The sequence below is a fragment of the Desulfonema magnum genome, from assembly GCF_017377395.1.
GTDB lineage: Bacteria > Desulfobacterota > Desulfobacteria > Desulfobacterales > 4be13 > Desulfonema_C > Desulfonema_C magnum.
Genome location: NZ_CP061800.1, coordinates 5,731,974 through 5,751,342 on the forward strand (window position 1 = coordinate 5,731,974; position 19,369 = coordinate 5,751,342).

Sequence of the window (19,369 nt, forward strand, 5' to 3'; positions counted from 1 at the left end):
AACGGAGACAAAAGGATGAAAATCAGAACAGCGGGAATATTTTTTATCGGCATTGTATTGGTTATTCTGCTGTCCGGCACCATGGCCGGGGCAGGAGAGGTGCTTGTCATTGCAAACATCAGTGTCACCGCGGATACTCTGGACCGTGCGGCAGTCTCAGCCATTTATCTCGGTGACAGGACCCGGTGGGACAGCGGCGGCAAGATACGTGTTGTCATGCTCAGAGGCGGGCCTACGCATGAGCGATTTACAAAGGACATCGTGGGGACAACTCCGGCAAAGCTCAGAAGATTCTGGAAAAAAATCGTGTTCACGGGAACCGGAACGCCTCCCAAGATATTTAAGAAGGAGACCGATCTGGTCAAATTTATTTCGAATACTGAAGGGGCAATCGGTTACATTGACGCTTCCGTATCTCCTGTAAATGTGAAAGTGATTGCTGTCAGGGAGTGAAAATCTGAGGATTGGGAAACAAGGGAAATGAAAAAAGAATGAAAAAAATAATAATGGATGTTGTCATAATGTGTCTGGCACTCGCCGGAACAGCCCATCCGTTCGCTGCGGGTGACATTGGAATCCACGGTTTCGCCAGTACGGGCTACATGAAATCGAATCATAACAACTATCTGATTCCGACCGAGGAGGGGAGTTTCGAGTTCAACGAGGCCGGAATCAACTTTACAGCTTCCGTGACAAACAACATAAGGGTTGGGATGCAGCTTTACTCATTCGACCTGGGGGATGTCGGGAACAATGACATGAAGCTGGACTGGGCGTTTCTTGATTATCAGTGGAAAGAGGAGCTCGGCATAAGGCCCGGAAAATTCAAGACTCCGTTTGGCCTGTACAATGAATTGCAGGACTATGACATGCTGCGCACATCCGTGTTGCTCCCTCAGTCTGTTTATAACAGGTTCTTACGTGAGACCATGGTGGTTCAGGGGCTGGGTCTCTATGGGAATGTTTCAGCGGGGGCAGCGGGCACTCTGGCTTACGACGCATATTTTGGCACGGAAGATATCGACACAGAGGGCGGTCTGGGTAAGTTTGCCTCAGCACAGGGCATATTAAAAAACTGTACGATAGGCCACATATTCGGAGGCAGAATAAAATGGAAAACACCTCTTGACGGCTTGCTGCTTTCTTCATCTTTTTTAGAATTTGAGATCGTATATGATATGGAAGCACGAACTGAGCCTGTTGTAAAAATGGAGGTTTCAGTGCCGGAATGGCAACTTTTTATTTTTTCAGCAAAGTATGGTATGGGAGATATGACGATTGTCGGGGAATATAGCAGACAATCAGGAGATGTGACCATAACGCAGAACCTTTCAAATCTTGGCCTGCCAAATCCTCCCCCCATGGAGGCCGGTATTTATAATGAAGGCTACTACGGTATGATATCTTATCGGTTCACCGACTGGTTTGAGGCAGGCACGTATTATTCTGTCTATTATCCTGACCCTGATGACCGTGACGGAGAGAATCAGGCGGCAATGGGAAAACCTGACTATACAGCCTGGCAAAAAGACTGGACCCTGAGCACACGGTTTGACATCACGGATTTCTGGCTCGTAAAACTGGAAGTCCATTTCATAGATGGCGTGGCACTGTGTGCGGATGCAGACAACCCTGACGGCTATGAAAAGGACTGGACACTGTTCGCGGTCAAAACCACTTTCAACTTCTGAACCATGCGGAGACAAAGTCCCATGGCTGCTTGCCATGCAGACGCACACATCCGGAGTGCCAAACTGTAAGTTTGGCACTCCGGATGTTAAAAATGTCTTGCACAATGATCATGGTCAGTTTGAATTAAAAAAAACAAATTATCACTGGGAGGGAACATCATGTGGCAGTCATTAAGCATTACAAAGAAGATATGGCTAAGTCTGAGCATCATTATTCTTGGTTATTTTGGCTCTACGGTATTTGGATTTATCCTCGGACAGAAAACAGAATCACGGCTCCGAGACGTTTCGGGTTATATGTTTACTGCCGCAATTCAGAGCCGCCTTGCCCTCTCGGAATTCAACGAACATATCACAGAATATGCTGACGCGGTTGTCACTGAAAGCACAGATTCTCTTGAACGGGCAAAAAACAAATCAGCCGAGGTCAGAAAGGCACTTCAGGAAATTGAGCGTCTGGAAGGAATGAATCCCGGAAGAGTGGATGAAATTCACGAGACACTGAAACGATTTGAGACATTCAGCGTGGCAGCGAACACCATATATACAGCCATGACTGAGACTCCGGAATTGGAGGAATCTGTCATGGAAAGGGCTTCCAGGCTGTCTCAGGAAACAAATATGATCCGAAAGGAACTTGAATCCTTTGCGTCCTTGTTCAGCGACGATTTGAAAGCAGAAGTCTCTGCAATACAGAAGGCAACGAAAATGAACTCTTATATGAATATCATTGTTTTTCTTATCGTTGTTTTACTGTCAATCGTTTATATCAGACATCTTGTCTCCCTGGGAATCACCGGCCCGGTCGCTCGTATCGTGGAGACAGCCAATGCCATTGCTTCGGGGAACTTTCAAAAAGAAATAAACATTCGCAGTAAGGACGAAATCGGCGAGCTTGCGGACGCTTTTCGCCATATGCAGCAGACCATTGACCAGGTTTTTAAAGAGACAGAAATGCTGATCCAAGCCATTCAGGACGGAAACCTGACACGTCGGAGTACTGCTGCTGAATTCCGCGGGGGATGGCAGGAGATCATCATCGGTATTAATAAGATAATAGAGGCATTTATGTCTCCGTTCAATATCATGGCATCCTATATAGACAGGATTTCGGACGGAGAAATTCCGGAAAAGATCATTTTGAAATATAAGGGAGATTTCAATAAAATCAACAACAATCTGAACCTGCTGATTGATTCCATGAACCAGACTGCCGTGGCTGCCGAAGCCATTGCTTCAGGCAATCTTAACGTGGATGTTCGGGAACGCTCGGAACATGACCGGATGATGCAGGCCTTAAACCGGATGATACAGAAGCTGAACCAGATCATGGATGAGACAAATAGAATGATCCGGGCAGTGGGAAAGGGCAGGCTGGATATCACAGGACATGCGGAATCTTTTGAAGGCGGCTGGCGGGACCTTGTCACGGGGGTGAACAATCTCATCGCCGCGTTGAGCGGCGCTGTCAGCCGTGAGGCGGCCGTGACCATGGAAATGGAATTGGCAAAACAGATTCAGACCGCGCTTCTGCCCAGAGAAATGGAACATGATGATCTTGAGATTGAAGCGATGATGATCCCCGCGGATGAAGTGGGGGGGGATTTCTACGATGTGCTGAACGGACACGGGGAGCATCTCTGGCTGGGTATCGGAGATGTATCGGGCCATGGCGTGACACCGGGACTGATCATGATGATGGCGCAGACCGCGAACACGGTTATCGCAAGGAATTTCGAACAAAGCCCCCGTGAGGTCGTTATCGGCATCAATGATCTCTTATACCAGAATGTTCATGAACGGCTCGGTTCCGATCATTTCATGACCTTCACCGCTCTGAAATATACAGGGCAGGGCAGATTCAACCATGCAGGCGCGCATTTGCCCATGATCGTATATCGGCAGGGAATAGGGAAATGTGAGAATATCCAAACAAAGGGAACTTTTTTGAATTTTGTGGCGGATATTTCCGAGATAACAGAGGATTCCGTATTTGAACTGGGCATCGGTGATACTCTGGTGATGTACACTGACGGACTTACCGAGGCGAAAAATCGGGACGGCAGGCTTCTGGGTCTCGAAGGCCTCACGGAGATTGTCACCGCCCATATCAGCAAAGATACTGAGGACTTTCGGAATGCGGTCATGAATGACGTGCTGGCCTGGTGTGGTCACGACAGGGAGGATGATTTCACGCTGGTAGCAGTGCGGCGGGCCAATTGAAAAAAGTCTTAAATAGTATCTGCTGAATTCCTATTATCTGCTGCCTTTTCATAGTGTTATATGGTATTTTTGAATTTTTAATCTGAGAGGCTCTGAGACCCTCGGCCGTAATTTCCGACAAAAAGGGAAAGAGTCATCTGGAATGCGAGTTCGGGACCACGGTTCAGATGATTTTCACCCGGGCCGGTTTTATGATCACGGCCGAGAATTTCGTCGGAAATCCGGGGGATAAGACCCTCTACGGTGAAAGCCCCGGTTGTAGCAGCAGGTTTGCAGCCGCCCCGCCAAGCCCTACAGCATATTTGTAGTAAATCATGTTGCGAATATGCCGCCCTGACCGGGCTTGGCCGGCCCGGCATGATGAATGCTACAAATATGCCGCCTCCACGGGGGGTTCCCGGCCTCCCCTAAATCCGTTATAAGCAGACAAATTTTTTTTGTTCGAATCAGGTCAGAAAACTTGATCAGCGAGTTACAGGGCAATTTTGCACAAGTAGTGATGAATGAGATTCAGTTTTCTGTGAGCGGCAAAGATTCACACACATCCTCGTTGCTACGTTTCACGTCCCGGACAGTAGCCGAAATTAGGACGCGAAACGTCTGTTCTGCATTCCCACGCAAAGCTTGGGAACGAGATAATGAGATAATGAGATAAGCGACGTGGCGTTGGAACGAGATAAATTTGTTTTCCAATCCATATGAGAGCACAGGACAGCCTGTTCGCGGGATATGTTTTTAAAATACTGAATTTAAAAGTTAAATATCTATTTTGTCTTTTATCACTAATATTGTTGAAAAATTTAAATTTTTTGCTATGATAATTAAATCTGATGAGCAAAATACAACACATTGTTGGTTCCCGTTCCCACGCAGAGCGTGAAAACGAGAGAAAAATTCCACCTGTAAATTTTCCTGTGATACGGTCTGAAATCATTTTTGACATATTTAAAATCAGATAGTTATCTCATAAAAAATATGTCATCGCAGAAAAATTCACAGGTGAAAAAAATTTGTAAGACTCAATGGCCAAATTTTTTCGTTATTCCGTTCGACAGAACTCACGCCGAACAGAATAACAGACGGTGCGGCCGGATCGGATCAAAAAAAACGTGATTATCGAGTAAGAAGTATAGGGAATTCGGATAAAAAAAAAGACTTCCTTTGTTACCTGACCTCTCTGTAATTTTTGTTCTCATAAATCCTTTTGGCAGATCAGAAAATTTTTTAACAGAACTAAGTACCTAACCATAAATTTTTAATATCTGTCCGGGGAAGAAACCCGGGTTTTTTTTGGGGGAATGATGTGTCTCTGATAAAGGAAAACCCCGGGTTTCTTCGACGCTCGCAGAAAAAGAGTAATATAAAAAATTTTTACTCAGGTACTTCACTCTGCGGAAGTAACTCTGGGGTGACAGGTTACAAGATATTCTTACAGAAGAAATAAAAGGCGTTATAAAAGAGCGTATTTGTAAAAATATGCTGATGAAACGGGGCAGACCACTTGTGCGATTTGCTGATGAGATATCCTTTTTTCGGACAATGAAGAAAGTTGTCAGACCATCTCATGCCATGCCCGATGAACTGCCGGATATACTGACATTTAACACCTGACATCTAACACATATATTTATGGTAAAGGAGTTGGAATATTAAAATAATGAGCTATTCTATTTTAGATGCCATCGGCAACACTCCCCTGGTCGAAATAAGAAAACTGAATCCGAACCCGAAAGTCAGAATTCTGGCAAAGCTGGAATATGTTAACCCGGGCGGTTCCATCAAAGACAGAGCAGCCCTTTTTATGATCGAAGCCGGAGAAAAATCCGGTGAACTGACCCCGGATAAGACGGTCATTGAGGCCACAAGCGGAAATACCGGCATCGGTCTTGCCCTGATCTGTGCGGTGAAAGGTTACAAACTGCTCCTGGCTATGTCCGAAGCTGCAAGCCTTGAGCGACAACAGATATTGAAAGCCCGCGGTGCTGATATCCTTCTTACCCCGGGTCATCTTGGCACGGACGGAGCCATTGAAGAGGTCTATCGCCTGGCACGGGAAAATCCCGAAACCTATTTTATGACAGATCAGTATAATAACGAAGCCAACTGCCAGGCGCATATCTGCGGAACCGCCAAAGAAATCTGGGAACAGACCCATGGAAAGGTTTCCGCAGTCGTCGCCACCGTGGGCACAACCGGCACACTCATGGGCATTTCAAAAGGACTGAAAAAATATAATCCCGACATCAGGATCATCGGGGCAGAACCTTATCTTGGTCATAAAATTCAGGGACTTAAAAATTTAAAAGAATCCTACTGTCCTGAGATATATGACAAGGACTGCCTGGATAGAAAGGTTAACATTGAGGATGAAGAAGCCTTTGAGATGGCCAGACAGCTTGCAAAAAAAGAGGGGCTTTTTGTGGGGATGAGCAGCGGGGCCGCCATGGCCATTGCCCAGAGAGAAGCCAGAGAAATGGCTGAGGGGATCATTGTCGTGATATTCCCGGACAGCGGGGAAAGATATCTGAGTACGCCGCTGTTTACTGTGAGAGACAAGGCAGACCTGAAATTATTCAATACCCTGAGCCGAACCAAAGAACCGTTTGAGCCGATAACCCCGGGTAAGGTGTCCATGTATTCATGCGGGCCTACAGCATATGCAAGGCTGCATCCGGGAGAATGGCGGCGATTTGTGTTTTCAGACCTGCTGTGCCGCTATCTTGAATTCCGGGGATATTCTGTAAATCATATCATGAATATCACAGACTTGGATGATAAGACCATAACCGGTTCTGAAAAACAAGGATTGGAACTCTCCGAGTTTACAAAAAAGCATATTGAATCATTTAAAGAAGACTTGGTCGTTCTGGGTATTGAACCGGCTGCAAAATATCCCCGGGCAAGCGAGCATGTGGAAGACATGACCGCGTTAGCAGAAAAACTGATGAAAAAAGGATTTGCCTACGAAAAGCTCCGGTCTTTGTATTTTGACATTTCCCGGTTTGGCGAATATGGCCAACTGTCCGGTATTGATATCAATAAAATAAAATTAGGCGCGACCGTGGATCTGGATGAATATGAAAAGGATAATCCCCGGGATTTCACACTCTTCAAAAGGTCCCGACTTTCAGAACTCAAACGGGGGATATATGTCAAAACCGAATGGGGGAATGTGCGCCCCTCGTGGCATATCCAGTGTGCGGCCATATCTATGAAATATCTCGGGGAAAGCTTTGACATTCATACCAGCAGCCGAGAACTCATGTTTCCCCATCATGAAAATGAGATCGCCATCGCCGGGGCTCTGACCGGAAAGCCCCTGGCCAGATATTGGATACATTGCGACAGAGTTCTGGTTGATGGTAAAAAAGTGGATGAAAACGGAACCCGGATGACGCTTGATGAAGTAAGAGACAAAGGATATTCAGGAAAGGATATCCGGTACTGGCTGCTTTCGGGTCATTACAGAAAGCCGCTGATTTTTTCCGAGGACAGGCTTGATTTTGCCAGGCATTCCCTGAAAAGACTGAATACATGTGTCCATGCCCTGCTGAACATAAAACAAGGGGATTCGTATCCGGAACTGGATCAGCTGCTGTATGATATTAAGCAAGGCTTTGTCCAGGCCATGGATGATGACCTGAATATCTCAGCAGCCATGGCATCAATATTCAGACATATCAAAAAAATAAACACTCTGCTTTTGGAAAAAAAGATCAGCCCGGATGACGCGTTTAAAATTACAGATGTGTTCCGAAGTATTGATTCCGTGTTGAACATGTTTGATTTTGGTGATGAATTGTCTGCTCCTGAAATTCAAACTCTGATAAAAGAAAGAGAAAAAGCCAGAGCAGCAAAAAACTGGGAGCTTGCAGACAAGATTCGTGAACAGTTAATATCACGCGGTGTTACAATAAGAGACGGAAAATCTGAATAACACCTCAGACATCCCAAGTTTTCAACACTTCGGAAGTCTTTTGTATAACGATCATAACCCGGGGGGTCTGAATCAGTTATAATCTGTTGAATTGCAGGGCGGACACACAAAAGCCGTGTTCACCCTGCCGCTAACAAAGCATAAGAAATTGCAACTTTTCCTGACACCTGACACCTAACACCTAACACCTAACACTTAACACCTAACACTTTCATAAGGATACAAATAAAATGAAACCGATATATTTTCCATTTACATATATTTCCGAACCCGTTGCAAAGGCATTGGGTTCGTGTTTCAGACAGACAGTTATTTATCAGCCCTCAGCCCTTAACCACCCTGAAACAATACAGAAATGTGCTGAAACCGGTCTCCTTGACATCCGTACCCCTGTAAAAGGAAACCAGGATAAATTGGATATGCTCATAAAAGAATACAGGAAATGGGCAGACCTTCATCAGGGCGGGGGACTGTCTTTTTTCAAAACCCGGGGAAACAGCATTCCTTTTTTTGATGAAACATCCTCATCAAAAATCCGGTCAGATATTGTCCGAAATCTGGATTCCGAAAGCAGGAATATAAATTCTGAGAGTAAAAAGGCCGAACCGGATGTCTCGAAACTGCTTTTAAATATCAGGCTTTTTCTTTGTATCGCCCAGGCATTTGATATGCAGAACTGGGAATTAACCAATGATCTGGCCTCATTTGAAAAAATGGAACAGGAGCTGATGAACAACCTGAAAGGGGAAAATTCCCAATTCCCAATTCCCAATTCTCAATTTTCAATTCCAAAAGATGATCCGGGAAATTATATGACAGCAGAACGAACAGAAGCCTGGGTTCATCTGATGCAGCATGATCCTGAAAAATCAGGGCTGTTTATTACCTCCAGCCGCTCTGTGTTTGAACATCTGGCTGACAAATCACCGGATATGAAACAGGTGCTTTATTTTGATTCAGTACCATTGTATGAAAACAAGAAAGATGAAAAATTAAGTCACTGGCAGGACAGTCTGATGGAACATCTTGATATGCTATCTGAAACTGCTGAAATACCAACAGACAGCATTGCCCCCCCTCCTGCTGATAATGATTGTTCCGGAAAGGTTTCCTTAACATTCTGTCTTGTCCCGGGGAAAACACCGGATGAATTTTTTGACTGTTGTGTCAAAAATAAAATATTCCAAGGTGAAAAAAAAGGGGGAGCCTGTAAAAATACGCTGATCGGAATTATTGAATTTTAATATAACTGACTTATCACACTGATTTTTTTTCTTCAGTCTGATAATTGGGATCAGATTTATTTGAAAAAAATCATAAGAAGGCTTGACTCGCCTTATTAAGTGGTATAATGAGTTGCCCCATATTGTAAAGAAATTTTTATCTAACCTCAATAATTTAATTTTATTCAAAAAGGAGACTCTAGATGGCTTATCCTGTAGTTGATCAAGAAAAATGCGTAGGCTGTGAAGAATGTGTTGATATCTGTCCTGTGGATGTGTTTGAGATGAAGGATGGAAAATCTGTTCCTGAAAGACCCGAAGATTGTGAAGAATGTGAAAGCTGTGTTGAAACCTGTGAAGAGGGTGCAATTGAACTTGTTGAAGATTAATTAAACACGAACATTGCTTTTCAACCTGCATTATCCCCTGGTCTTTTATCGCTTCTGACAGGCCAGGGGAAATTTTATTCGCATCCAACACGTTGTTATTTTTCCTTATTTTCCACGTTCCCCGGCATTCCTTTTTCAGTTTAAAAAAATTCATGTTGTAAATTTTTTTGTGATCACATTGATTTTAAACATTAATTTATGTTATTCGGCGCGAAAAATTATGGTGACTGTATCACAGAAATATTCACAACTCAAAAAAATGAAATGCAGCCTGAACAGAACAATTATTTTTTGCTGTCCGACCCCTGCTAAACAGATAATGTCAGCAGCTCAGAAATTCTTTCCGAAGTTGAAAAACAGAGCAGATCAATTTTTTGCATCCTTGCAAAATTTTTCCAATACCCAATGCAAAAAAACGCTTCGCTCTGTTTTTGAACTTTTATTTATTCGGAGTTCCCTGAGAAGACACGATTCATTATGATTCAGCCAAATGAAACAAAGACCATTTATCCGGTCATACTGACTGTTCCGCTTAAAGACAGAGACCTCAGAGGCAGATCCAAAGTGAGCAGTCTCAGCAGACACGCGCGGCATGCGCTTAAAATATCTGCTGAGAAAAGCGGATATGAGTTAAAACAAACCAATGATCTTTTAAAGGATGAACATGGTGCCCCTCTGCCTGTTGATGGAAAATATTGGTCCGTGACCCATAAGCCTGAATATGTGGGAGGTGTGATTGCGTCAGGACGGATCGGTATTGATATCGAAAAAATCCGCCCCTGTTCAGCGCTTCTTTTCAAAAGAATAGCCGATGACAGCGAATGGGGGCTGACTGACGCAGAATCCTTTAAACTTTTTTTTCGCTACTGGACATCAAAGGAGGCGGTTCTGAAAGCTTCGGGAACAGGCATCAAAGGGCTTCCCAAATGCAAGGTGACACAGATCACAGATGATCATCACCTTATCATAGAATACAGCGATAAAAAATGGCTCATAGAACATTTTTATTTTGACGGTCATATAGCATCCGTCGTCAAAAATATATATGATATTAACCAGATGCTTTCGGAGACAGGTTCAGTTGAATGGAAATTGATATAAAATAAATTCGTTATCACTTAACGCCTGACAGTTGACATCTGCCATGACGACTGAGATGTGTTTTCCGCTGTTTTTTGGCGAGAGACTGGCGGGGATATAATCAGTAGATGGAAAATGCCCTGAACCGCTCCCGGGGGATTGACAAATCCGCCGGAAATGCCCGGGATTTGTCAATCCCGGACGAGCTTTTTAGAATACTTTCCATCTACTGATAATGACAAATGAAAATACTCATGAACAATCTTTCCGAAACATCATTTCTGCCGAGTTTTTATTTTCTCCGATATGAAGCTTAACCGTCATACTTTTGATTTGTCAGCCTTTCTCCTCCATAATCGGGATGATATTATCAGGGAATGGGTCAGCAGGCTCCACGCCGATGTGGGATATCTGTATTCCCAAAGACCTCTCAAGGAGCTGATAAGAACAGTGTCCGAAGCTTTTTACGGAGACTTTCATGTCCTTGTTCACAATGATTTCACCTATATTGACCGATTTATTGAAAAAATAACTCAGATACGTCTGGAAACAAAATTCTCACTTTCACAAGTCCAGAAAGCCTTTGAGATTTACCGGAGCATCGTGATTCCGCTTTTGGCAAAAGAAACCGCGATTGATGATTTTCTTGAAAATGTCATCAGAATTAACCAATGTCTTTCTTATACGATTCAACGCTTCAGTGATTATTTTCAGGCAATGCACGAAAGGACCATCAGAGAGCATAATCTCAGACTGGAAAAAGAAGTCAGAGTCCGAACCGCTGAACTAAGGGAATCAGAACTGAAATACAAAACATTGGTGGAGGAAATCACTGATGGCTATTTTGTGATCCAGGAGGAAGTCATTGTTTTCGCCAATCGCGCGTTTTGCAAAATGCACGGCTACTCAGCCAGGGAAGTGATCGGAGAGAAGTTTTATCATTTTATCGTGCCTGAACATCGTGAACAAGCTATTGAAATGTATAACAAAAGCATTTTAAAAAAGCCTGCGCCGCGCATTTTTGAGTATCTGCGTCTGACCAAAGAGGGACGCACCTTTCCCACAGAGATTACTGCAAGGAGAACCCATTTTGAAGACAGGCTCTGGAACATCGGGATATGCAGAGATATGACAGAACGGATCGAGATGGAACAGAGAGTTCGAAAAGCAGAACAGATGGCTTATATCGGACAGCTCACCACGTCTCTTTCCCATGAAATACGGAATCCGCTTTCGGCCGTGAAAATGAATCTTCAAATCCTCAGAAAAAATGATCAGATTCGCGGGAATGACCAGCGACGGGTGGATATTTCCGTCAGAGAAGTGATTCGTCTCGAAGGGATTCTCAAGGAACTTTTGGACTTTGCAAAGCCCCTCCGTCTCAATATTGGTGAATGTGACATTAATCGGGTTCTTTGTGCATGTGTGGAACTGCTTGAAATAAAATTTGAACAAAAGAAATTAGCTGCTATTTGTTCGTTTCATCCGGAGGTTCCCATGATCCGGGCGGACCAGAAAAAACTGGAACAGGCATTTATTAATCTGTTACTGAACGCGTTCGAAGCGTCCGATCCAAGGGGAAAGATACTGATTACCACCTGTTATGCCTCAAAAGAATATCCCCCGGGATTGAAGTGATGATTGAAGATGAAGGCCGCGGTATCCCAAAAAAACAATTACATGATATTTTTGAACCATTTTTCACCACCAAGACCAGGGGAACGGGTCTGGGGCTGACCAACGTGAAGCAAATTACCGAAGCGCACGGAGGCACCGTGGAAGCGGCAAACCGTCAGTCCCGAGGCGCGTTCTTCCGTTTGTGTCTTCCCCTGGGAGAGGTTAATCATGGCTAAAATACTTCTGATAGATGATGAATACTCAATTCTTGAGTCTCTTGATATGTTTTTGAGTGAAAAAGGTCATCATGTTTTCAAAGCAGCCACTGGCAAAGAGGGACTCGGACTTTTTCGCCAGCACAGGCCCGATGTGGTTATTCTGGACATCCGCCTTCCTGATCTCAACGGCCTGGATATTCTCAGCGAGATGCAGGAATCCGAAGCTGCTGCCAAGGTGATTATGATTACGGCTTTTCAGGACATGGAGACCACCATTCAGGCCATGAAAAGAGGCGCGTATGACTATATTCTCAAACCGCTGGACGCGGATGAGGTGGAAAAAGCCGTTGAGCAGTCATTGGAAGTCCTGAAGGCAGAACAGGATATCCCTTGTGCGGAAGACGCGGAAAAAACGGCCAGTTCAGATGTTATTATCGGCAAAAGCGAAAAAATGCTGGAAATATTCAAAATGATCGGGCTGTTGTGCCAGAACCGGGCACCGGTTCTCATTCAGGGCGAGACCGGAACAGGCAAGGAACTCATCGCCAGGGTGATCCATCAGAACAGTCCTTATAATGAGGAACCATTTGTCACACTGGACTGCTCTGCTGTGGTGGAGACGCTCCTGGAAAGCGAACTCTTTGGTCACGAAAAAGGAGCATTTACCGGCGCAACTCATAAAAACAAAGGAAAAATTGAGGTGGCCGGAAAGGGAACCCTTTTCCTGGATGAAATGGGAGAACTCCCCCTGAGCCTCCAGGGAAAGTTTCTGGGGTTTTTGCAGCGTCGTGAGTTCATGCGGGTGGGAGGACACCAGGTGTTGAACTCCCGATGCCGTATTATAGCGGCCACCAATCGTGATTTGGCTGTCATGGTCAGGCATGGCCGATTCAAGGAAGACCTCTATTATCGTCTCAAGGTTGTGACGATTTATGCCCCGCCTCTCAGAGAACGCCTCTCTGACATACCGCTGCTGGCTGATTACTTCTTGCAAAAAATCAACAATGAACTGGGGGCCGAGGTATCAAAGTTTCAGCACGGCGTAATGGATCGTCTGATGACCCATCCCTGGACCGGCAATGTCAGAGAACTGGAAAACGCACTTGTGGAGGCTGTGGTGCGCTCCCGGGGGAAAGTTATCCTTTTGGAAGCAATTGAGAAGATTCTCGGAACATATGCGCTTCAATCCGAGGGCCCTTCCTCATATTCTCTGTCCGGTGTGGAAAAGCATCATATTCAGAATACGCTCTCCTGTGTGAACTGGAATCGGACCAAAGCATCCCGCATGCTGGGGATATCATTGCCCACCTTACGGAGCAAAATCCGCAAATACGGCATTGTTCCTCATAAGGAAACTGAGTTATAGATGTTATGTGAGGCTTTATATCCGAATGTCATACAGCAATAGTTCGGACAGTTTTTGAAAATTAAGACTATAACCTGCTGAAAACAAAGAATTTAATTTTTCAGAACAGAAATCATCAAAACCTGTGAAATCAATTGGTTATAAAAACCGTCCGAACTGTTGATACAGGATCAATAAAACAAAGTATAACAGGATGAAAGCTATCTTTGAAAATGTTTTTTTTTAAAAAAACCAATTGTTATTTTACTGTGTTTTGTATTCTTGTCTTAATGCTTTTTTTTACGGTCAATAAAGGATTTTCCGAAGAAGAAGAAGAGGTGATCAGAAAAAATCAGGCCATTGAAGATATCAATGGAAATACCAACCTGAAAGTATCCATTGAAACGACACTTAAAACTGAAACCGAACATGTCGGAAAACTTAAAAAACAGCTCAGTGACCTGAGAGAAACAGACAGAATTCTCTCTACGGAGATGAATGCTTACAAGGTCCGATTATCTGGCTATGGCAACATACTTGTCTCACCAAAAATTCAGATCGAAGATATTGAAAAAGCCTGGGCAGACACGAACGCCGCTTTGACCAGCATCTCTGACACGCTGAAATATCTCGTACAGAACAGAGATGTTGTCAGACAGTCACTTGAACAGGCTGAAGAACAATATGAGCTGAATGAAAAGCAATTATTGGACATTAATACTGATGTTTCTGACATTTCCGAAATCCAGACGCTGGTTGATAATTTTCAGTCCCTGATAAAGCTCCTTTCCTTTAAGATACAATATCTCGAAGAACTTCATAAGATTTATACAGAAAAAATTGACCAACTGGAAGATATCCAAAAAGCTTTTACCGAATTTTCGGGAAAATTTGATGAGCAAATTAAGTTAAGAAAAAAGGAAGCGCTTTTCAAACGAAAAGAGAGTCCTCTGCTCCTACAGAACTGGAAACAGGTCAGGGAAGAACTGATTCTGTTATTCAGCCAGTCCCTGTTATTGTTTTCAAAAAATTTCTGGTCTGACATGGTCCGTACACTTTGGAAAACAAGTGATCTTCTTCTTGTCACCGCCCTGGTGCTTTTCGGAATCATCCAGATTGCCTTATTGCGAATTCGCAGATATTTTATTCAGTTAGGGCAGGTACGTTTTTTACCCGAGCAGTATCCCTGGCGCCATTTTATCTTACAGATCTTTCGCCGGTCCCTGCTTCTTCTGGGAACGACGCTTTTTGTATATTTTTATGCTCATCTCCGGAATTTTTATTCCACGATTCCTGTTATCCGGCTTGTTTTTCACATCCTGCTGACATGGCTGTTTTCTCAATGGAGTCTGGTTTTTCTCAAATTGTGGAACCAGCGGGGCAAATACCCTGTCCCCGGGCCGCTGGTGTTTCGTCTGCGTATTCTGATCATCCTGATTCGATCTTTTGCCATTGTCTATCTCGTGATATCATGGCTCGTCGGGGAAAGCAGTATTATTCTGTTTTTTGTCCGAATACCTTTTGAAATCAGTCTCCTTGTATGGTGCATCCTGTCCTGGAAAACGTTCCGAAAATCCATGACTGACCCGGACCGGTCTCCCAGATTGTCAAAAATGCAGTATTTTCTTATGGAACTCAGCTATCTCATTGTGGGGGGAGGTATTATTTCAGAATTTGCAGGTTACGGATCATTGGCGATTTATTGGTACACTTCCTGGGCATGTACGGCAGTCTCGCTTTTATGGGGAGGGCTTTTTTTCTTTCTTCTTTATGAGTGGAACAAAAGATTTAAAACATCTGCAAGCACCCTCCCTGAAACATCTGCAAAGCCTGCGGATCCGCTTAAATGGCTTTTCCTCCAGATTTGCTGGCTGATATGGCTTGGCATATTTTCCATATCACTGTTTTTCGCATGGGGAGCAAAACAGGCTGTAATCATTGGTTTTTTCAAACTTTTAAGTAAGAATATGACTCTGGGAGGCATGAACCTGAGTTTTCTGGGATTTGTCTATGGGATAATCATTCTGCTGTGTACTCATGCAGCCACCCGCGTCTGGAAAAATACACTGATAAAGAAAATACTTGCCCACAGCGGCCTGAGATCAGGACTCAAAGAATCCATAACAACCCTGACCATTTATTTGCTCTGGCTTTTCGGAATTTTAATTTCGCTCAGTATTATTGGTGTCAACACAACTTCTCTCACTGTGGTGTTCGGCGCGCTGGGTATCGGTCTTGGTTTTGGCCTTCAGAACATATTTAATAACTTCATCAGCGGAATTATTCTCTTGTTTGAGCGTCCCATACAAGTGGGAGATGCAGTTGAAATCAACGGAATCTGGGGAGAAGTAAGAAAAATAAATGTGCGCTCAACTCTGGTTCAGACCTATGATAACGCGTCCCTCATTATTCCCAATGCAGATTTTATCAGCAGCCAAGTGACCAACTGGAGTTTCAGAGATGCGAGGATTCGTCGGATTATCACAGTGGGGGTGGCATATGGCTCTGATACAGAAGCTGTGCGTCAGACACTCCTGGAAATCGCTGAAAAACAGTTCACGGTGCTTAAATATCCTGGTCCGAGTGTTCTGTTCACAGATTTCGGAGACAGCGCGCTTATTTTCAAGTTGCGTTTTTGGACAGATGTGGATAATTGTCTTATTGCTGAATCAGATATACGGTTTGAAATTGACCGGCTTTTTCGGAAAAGAAATATTCAGATTCCTTTTCCGCAGAGAGATATTCATATTCGTTCAGAAGAAAATAAAGGAGAATAAAAAGGGCGCATTTTAACATGTCCTTTCGAGGCTTTTACAAAATGTTTTCGATCTGCTGGAAATTATAATCACATCTGTGCTAAAAGAGAAATTTCAGAATGGCACATACGCTGACTGGTCCCCGAATGACAGGGCGTGCCAAAGTCAGACTTTGGCACTTGTCTCCATCGAAAATTACCATTCCGATTTCAACATATCTCTTATGTCTTCAGGAAAAGCCATGCAGACAGATTCGTTAAAGAGTCTCTGGATTGCTCCGATATCAGGTGTTGCCAGAGCCTGATTAAAGAAGGTGCGGGGAGAGAAGAGCAGATGAAACCGTGTATGGTCATCTGTTTCCGCGCCAGTAAAAAAATTCATGTTAAAACTGTAGATTCCCATTTTGTCATACGCTGCCATTGCTTTGGTAAGCCCTTTTGCGATATCTGAAAGATCATCATCTGTAAGCTCAAGGGTGCATCGGACACCATCCACCACTGCTAAGACATCACCCGCGACTCCCAGCGGCGCGTAAGCTGTGAGCCAGGTGGTGCGGCCTATTTTTCCCAAAAATCGTCTGCCGTCCGCGGTTTCAGCCTTCACAAGATCATCCCAGTAGTTTGTCCTGCTGGTCTCCATATAGATTTTTGCCGCGTCAAGCTCGTTTCGCATGAGATTCGGAGCAAAAGAGGAGGAGAAGACCTGCAAATGGGGATGTATTATGGAACTCCCCGAAGGCGGCATGTAGTTCCAATTGATAATATTATAGACAGATTCCTCATTCCCTGTATCCCGAAATCTGCGGAAAAAATCCATGGCAAGGCGGAATGCTTTTGCAATGCGCTCCGGTTCGATTTCCGTCATGGGAATATAATGGCGGCTGCCCATGGTGGCCACTGCCCCGATGCTGTCATAGGGGGCGATATTGGGAAAAAGCACCATATCATCCGAGATCATGCGTCCCTCTTCCACAATTTCCGGGGGAAAACAGGGGGTTATTTTCATAATTTTATCCGGGCAGAAAGGACACATTTTCTCAGTTCCGGAAATGAGTTTGTCAAAATCAGGCTTTTCCCATTTCAGCTTCATGAAATGGCAGATTCTTGAGCTTCTGCGGGTAAGGGGGTCTATGCGGATTTCGCTGGGAATGGTTTTGCGTGCCATGTTTTCAGCAGGATTGAGAATGACAGTTTTTTTTTGAACAGATTCAAATTTCATGATGCCTCCTTTGATTTTATAACTTCAGCAGTTCTGGTAAAAAACGAATTGAAACACATATTCTTTTCAGCAGGGCTGGTTTCCGGCCCGCCAATTTCATAGATTCCGAAATGTTGGCAACTTCGGAAGTCTTGTTTTATTCTGATTATAAGGGATTTAAGGATTTTCCCAAAATAAAACACCCGGAATCCGGGAACGTAAAATCTGGGGTGGGTGGAGCGAAGCGCAACCCACCTTGTGCGGTGGGTTGCGCTTCGCTCCACCCACCCTACATCCGAGAATTTTATTTATTTGGAAATCCCTTATACAAAAACCCTGTAGAGAAAAGGGGTCACAGCTTATCCAGAAGATTTCCCAGACTTTTGAGATGGGCTTTTTCCTCATCTGCCAGACCAAACAAAATTTTTCTTACATTTTCATCCTTACTTTTTTCCGCATACCGCATATACAGATCCATGGCCTGGGCTTCAAGCATCATGGCGATATTAAGGACATCCGCGGCCGTCTGCATGACAGGTTTGTTTTGCTCCAAAAACTCTTCCGTGGTAAGGCCACCTTCCATGACCTCTGACATAATGGTGCGCTCAAACGCGTCTTTGTCAGCAGGTCCCGGATCAAAAGTGAGATACAGATTAAAAAGCCTTTGTTTGTGTTTTTCTTCTATTTTTGACAATTGGGTAAGCAAGTTCGCCACAGGTGCGTTTTCAGGCTTTGCGGAAAGAACAGTGTAAAATTCTTTCAATCCCTCCTCCAGTCCGTAAGCAATCTGAATGATCTCGGCAGGGGTCTCATTGCCCTTTAAAAGAAACATTCCCATGTTTGCCGGGCCCTCGGCTGAATGACCCTGCCACGCCTCAGCGCCTCCCCTGAGATTTTGAACATCTTTAAATCCTTTACCCGCCAGAAACTGAGCCGCGGCGTTGCTACGGCCGCCCATGGCGCAGTAAACAATCACAGGTTTCTCAGAGGGGAGTTCGTCAACTCGGTCAGGGAGTTCCGGCAGCGGAATCAGCTTGGCTCCGGGAATGCGAAACATTTCGTATTCCTTTGGCTGACGAACATCCAAAAGAGTGAAACTCTCCTCCCCGTGTTCTTCAATGTAAGCCTCAACTGCTTTGGGTTCCGTATCCTTTACCGGCGTAGAAAACTGTTTCCATCGCATGATATTTCCTCCGTTATGTTAACATTTTCACGCTATCTGACCTGCCGTGTAAACGGCATAACAAGCAAATGATGCAATTTTAGTTTTTCCTGTCTGGGATAGGCTCCCATTCCGATGCTGATCCGGTCCTGATCCGCTTTGGTCAGAAGGGTTCCGAACATACGGTCCCACACAGAAAAAATGACCCCGTAGTTGGTGTTCCGCTCTTTTATGACAACCGAATGATGAATGCGGTGCATGGACGGCGGGACAAAAAATATCTGCCATGCGGTGTCAAAGCATTCAGGGATTTTCAGAGAACTATGATGAAACTGGGTCGTCAGCACAACAGCAGTTTCAAAGATTGGCATGCTTACAAAATCAGGTCCGAGAAAAAAGATAAGGGACAGCTTAATGACAAAAGAAACAGCAAGTTCTCCGATATGAAAGCGGGTGGCTGTGTTGTGATCTGCGAGGCCGCAAAGAGAATATTGATGACAATACTGTTAAAACCGGCCATGAACAGGTTGA

At 44.3% G+C, this 19,369-nt stretch carries 13 protein-coding genes and 1 pseudogene; 11 read left to right on the top strand and 3 right to left on the bottom strand.

Annotated elements, in window-relative coordinates; all coding sequences use genetic code 11:
* Nucleotides 1-15 precede the first annotated feature (15 nt).
* From dnm_RS21865 to dnm_RS31015, 11 genes are all read left to right on the top strand, one after another.
* On the top strand, nucleotides 16-453 hold the full coding sequence (locus dnm_RS21865; protein ID WP_207679020.1) for a cobaltochelatase CobT-related protein: 438 nt from the start codon (nucleotides 16-18) through the stop codon (nucleotides 451-453).
* 38 nt (nucleotides 454-491) lie between these two features.
* On the top strand, nucleotides 492-1,691 hold the full coding sequence (locus dnm_RS21870; RefSeq protein ID WP_207679021.1) for a hypothetical protein: 1,200 nt from the start codon (nucleotides 492-494) through the stop codon (nucleotides 1,689-1,691).
* Between the two features lie 159 nt (nucleotides 1,692-1,850).
* On the top strand, nucleotides 1,851-3,914 hold the full coding sequence (locus dnm_RS21875; protein WP_207679022.1) for a SpoIIE family protein phosphatase: 2,064 nt from the start codon (nucleotides 1,851-1,853) through the stop codon (nucleotides 3,912-3,914).
* Nucleotides 3,915-5,571: 1,657 nt separating this feature from the next.
* Entirely contained in the window at nucleotides 5,572-7,851 is a 2,280-nt protein-coding gene (gene cysS, locus dnm_RS21880; RefSeq protein ID WP_207679023.1) for a cysteine--tRNA ligase, read from the top strand.
* 230 nt (nucleotides 7,852-8,081) lie between these two features.
* Nucleotides 8,082-9,095, top strand: a complete 1,014-nt coding sequence (locus dnm_RS21885) for a hypothetical protein (protein WP_207679024.1) — start codon at nucleotides 8,082-8,084, stop codon at nucleotides 9,093-9,095.
* A gap of 182 nt (nucleotides 9,096-9,277) precedes the next feature.
* Nucleotides 9,278-9,463 (top strand): 4Fe-4S dicluster domain-containing protein, encoded by a 186-nt coding sequence (locus tag dnm_RS21890; RefSeq protein ID WP_207679025.1) that lies wholly within the window; start codon nucleotides 9,278-9,280, stop codon nucleotides 9,461-9,463.
* Nucleotides 9,464-9,940: 477 nt separating this feature from the next.
* On the top strand, nucleotides 9,941-10,564 hold the full coding sequence (locus dnm_RS21895; RefSeq protein WP_207679026.1) for a 4'-phosphopantetheinyl transferase family protein: 624 nt from the start codon (nucleotides 9,941-9,943) through the stop codon (nucleotides 10,562-10,564).
* A 285-nt stretch (nucleotides 10,565-10,849) separates the two neighbouring features.
* Nucleotides 10,850-12,181: a two-component system sensor histidine kinase NtrB gene (locus dnm_RS21900; protein ID WP_207679027.1), complete on the top strand. Its 1,332-nt coding sequence runs from the start codon at nucleotides 10,850-10,852 to the stop codon at nucleotides 12,179-12,181.
* Entirely contained in the window at nucleotides 12,181-12,396 is a 216-nt protein-coding gene (locus dnm_RS21905) for an ATP-binding protein (RefSeq protein ID WP_207679028.1), read from the top strand. The genes dnm_RS21900 and dnm_RS21905 overlap by 1 nt, the downstream gene beginning before the upstream one ends.
* Complete coding sequence (locus tag dnm_RS21910) at nucleotides 12,389-13,744, top strand: sigma-54-dependent transcriptional regulator (RefSeq protein ID WP_207679029.1); 1,356 nt, start codon at nucleotides 12,389-12,391, stop codon at nucleotides 13,742-13,744. The genes dnm_RS21905 and dnm_RS21910 overlap by 8 nt, the downstream gene beginning before the upstream one ends.
* Nucleotides 13,745-13,956: 212 nt before the next feature.
* A complete protein-coding gene (locus dnm_RS31015) occupies nucleotides 13,957-16,500 on the top strand; it encodes a mechanosensitive ion channel family protein (protein WP_246556398.1) in 2,544 nt (847 codons plus the stop codon).
* A 174-nt stretch (nucleotides 16,501-16,674) separates the two neighbouring features.
* Here dnm_RS31015 and dnm_RS21920 read toward each other — a convergent pair whose 3' ends face one another.
* From dnm_RS21920 to dnm_RS21930, 3 genes and pseudogenes are all read right to left on the bottom strand, one after another.
* Nucleotides 16,675-17,697: a hypothetical protein gene (locus dnm_RS21920; protein ID WP_207679030.1), complete on the bottom strand. Its 1,023-nt coding sequence runs from the start codon at nucleotides 17,695-17,697 to the stop codon at nucleotides 16,675-16,677.
* A gap of 331 nt (nucleotides 17,698-18,028) precedes the next feature.
* Nucleotides 18,029-18,859 (bottom strand): rhodanese-like domain-containing protein, encoded by an 831-nt coding sequence (locus dnm_RS21925; RefSeq protein WP_207679031.1) that lies wholly within the window; start codon nucleotides 18,857-18,859, stop codon nucleotides 18,029-18,031.
* A gap of 32 nt (nucleotides 18,860-18,891) precedes the next feature.
* A pseudogene (locus dnm_RS21930) lies at nucleotides 18,892-19,290 on the bottom strand (sterol desaturase family protein); the annotation flags it as partial.
* Between the last annotated feature and the right edge of the window lie 79 nt (nucleotides 19,291-19,369).